Origin of the sequence: Microcystis sp. M49636_WE2 (genome assembly GCF_030065375.1) — a bacterium.
Classification (GTDB): Bacteria; Cyanobacteriota; Cyanobacteriia; order Cyanobacteriales; family Microcystaceae; genus Microcystis; species Microcystis aeruginosa_C.
Genome location: NZ_JASJFG010000560.1, coordinates 1 through 2,478, shown reverse-complemented (window position 1 = coordinate 2,478; position 2,478 = coordinate 1). Strand labels below are relative to the sequence as shown.

The window sequence follows — 2,478 nt, the reverse complement described above, 5'->3', positions numbered from 1 at the left end:
TAAATCACTAAGGACATGGGAGGAAATTAAAATAGTCATACCTGCCGATTGTAAGACTTTAATAATCTCACGAAATTGTAGGCGAGCGATCGGGTCTAATCCAGAAACTGGTTCATCGAGAAGTAAAATTAAAGGTTCATGGATAATCGTTCGGGCTAAACTTAAACGTTGTTTCATTCCCCGGGACAAAGTAGCGATCAAATTATGGCTTTTATTGGTTAATTGTACCAGTTCTAGAACTTCATAAATGCGGCGATGACGTTGGGAGCGCGGGATATGATAAAGACGGGCAAAATAATCAAGATAATTCCAGACATTTAAGTCATCGTAGAGGGGAAAATTATCGGGTAGATAACCTAAATTTCTTTTGAGACGGGGATTACTCTCATCTCTTAAAAGACGTTCTCCGTGCAGATATATTTCTCCGGTTGTCGGTTCTTCTGCTGCCGCTAACATCCTAATTAAAGTGGTTTTTCCCGCTCCATTTGGACCGATTAACCCGTAAACTTCCCCCGCTTCAATCTGTAAATCCACTTGATTAACAGCCCCATGGCGGTCAAATTGTTTGGTTAAACCAACGGTAGCAATGGCTAATTCTGGTGGGTTCATAAAGTTTTTTAGTTAGGTTCTCACGGTGACTCGCTAATCACGAATACAGGGTTTATCTCCCATGACTTCCAGATTAAAGGTAATACGCGTCAGGGTTTTCATGGTTGTTGTTAAATTGTTTGAGCCTTAATATCGGTTCTTCTGGTTTTCCTCTGTTACTTTTTGTTATCAATTAAAGCAAGCAAACAGATTAAATTGTCTCATCAATTTTTTGATAATTGACCACTGTTACATTTGGTAAATCGAGGAGTTGATCAAAATTTATCCACATAACCCACCTCCTATTCTGTATTAATATTATAACATCCTCACACAGAACCTAGAAGAGCGGCCTCATCTTCTGACCATTCATAATTGATCGGTAAATACCTTGTATAAGAAGATTCCAGGCGAAAAAAAGCCAAAAAGTAGCGGACTGTATAGCGCGGCACTACATCTCAGAAAAAACCTCTTACAATGGAGACAAGAATGATCGGAGATCAATGGGGGTGAACGTCATGTTAGTGATTTTAACCGACGAACACATTCTCGATACGGGTTCTGTGTGTCAGGGCTGTCTTTTAGCCAACCAGCAGGGGCAACCCCGGTGGCGAGAGGGTAAACTAGGCTGTGGTCACTCCTTGGGTAAAGGGGGCAGCCAACAGCCCAATCTCTACGAGTGTCAGATGGGCTTTACAATTGCTAATATTGAAGGCTAATCAGACCTTTTAAATGATTAACTTAGAGTTGAGTTAGGGGGATTTTCTTAGGACTCGGAGGAGAGAATCAAGGCTATTGCTAATCCCCAATTCAGCTTAGATACAATGACAATAATGGCTGAGGGTTTCGTAGCATCGCTCGTAGGCTTTTTGGGCTTGGGTTAAAACATCGTCGGAAATTTCTATATCTAATTTTCTGGCTTGTTTGATAATTTTACCCGCTTTGATATTCTCGGAAGAATCTCCTATACCACGGCTGCCAGTAGTGTTTAAAACTCGATATTCTTCAGAAAATCCCGTTTTAGTATCGAGATGACTCTGTAAACTATTAAAGACCAATTGACTTTGGTTTAATACTTGATCGTGGGTGATAAATAAACTCTTTTCTTTGCTGTTAATTAATCGAGCATAACTTTCTAAGGTGGCTAAACGACCAGTATAATAACCCAGGGCGTGCTGCTCATTTTGATGGGGTTTAATATCTAAAATACTAGCTAAAGTGCGCCGCGGTTCTCGTAGTAAAAATATGGTTTTAACTGGATCAGATTGTAAAAAACTATGATCTAAAAACTTCTGATCGTGAAGAACTTTATCTAAAATATATTTATGATTCATGTTTAAATCTTTCAAACGCCAGTAGAGTTTAAACATTAAAGTTTTAAAATCCTGTTCACTCTCATAAACCAGATGAGTTTCGCCAAAACCGATAATTTCGGGATTAGAATTGAGGATATGGGTCAATAAAGACGAACCCGATCGCATATGGCTAAGGATAAATAAAACCTGATAGGGTTGGGGACGAAAGAGGATTTTATAGGGGTCCTTGGGTGTATCAATGCGGATCTGAAAATACTTATAAGTTAAACGATGGGTTAAATCCTGCCAAGATTGGGGTAGGCGATCGATGGCTATAGTCATAGGTTAATAAAGAATTGTGTCAACTTGTCGCTAAGATTCCCCTATAATGTATCCCATTTAAGACCCAAACAAAAGTGAGGTTTATACAAAATGGGATTGCCAAGTTGTTCGCTCTGGTTTTTTACGGCGCGAACCGATGTCTGGTTTATGATGAATACTATCCCTCATCTAGTCAAAATGAGTCAGTTTCCCTTCCAGGAAAAGGTACTCGCTATTGATACGGCCCCTTTAAGCGGGGAAAAGGTTAATCGCC

General features: G+C 39.7%; 3 protein-coding genes. 1 reads left to right on the top strand and 2 read right to left on the bottom strand.

Going from position 1 to position 2,478, the window contains the following annotated elements; translation table 11 throughout:
* On the bottom strand, positions 1-609 hold a 609-nt coding region (locus tag PX484_RS12980), incomplete at its 3' end, for an ABC transporter ATP-binding protein (protein WP_288104153.1).
* Between the two features lie 497 nt (positions 610-1,106).
* On the opposite strand from PX484_RS12980, the gene PX484_RS12975 reads away from it, so the two are divergent.
* Complete coding sequence (locus PX484_RS12975) at positions 1,107-1,307, top strand: hypothetical protein (protein WP_002735656.1); 201 nt, start codon at positions 1,107-1,109, stop codon at positions 1,305-1,307.
* A 96-nt stretch (positions 1,308-1,403) separates the two neighbouring features.
* On the opposite strand, the gene PX484_RS12970 is transcribed toward PX484_RS12975, so the two are convergent.
* Positions 1,404-2,225 (bottom strand): sulfotransferase family protein, encoded by an 822-nt coding sequence (locus PX484_RS12970; protein ID WP_002801085.1) that lies wholly within the window; start codon positions 2,223-2,225, stop codon positions 1,404-1,406.
* Positions 2,226-2,478 lie beyond the last annotated feature (253 nt).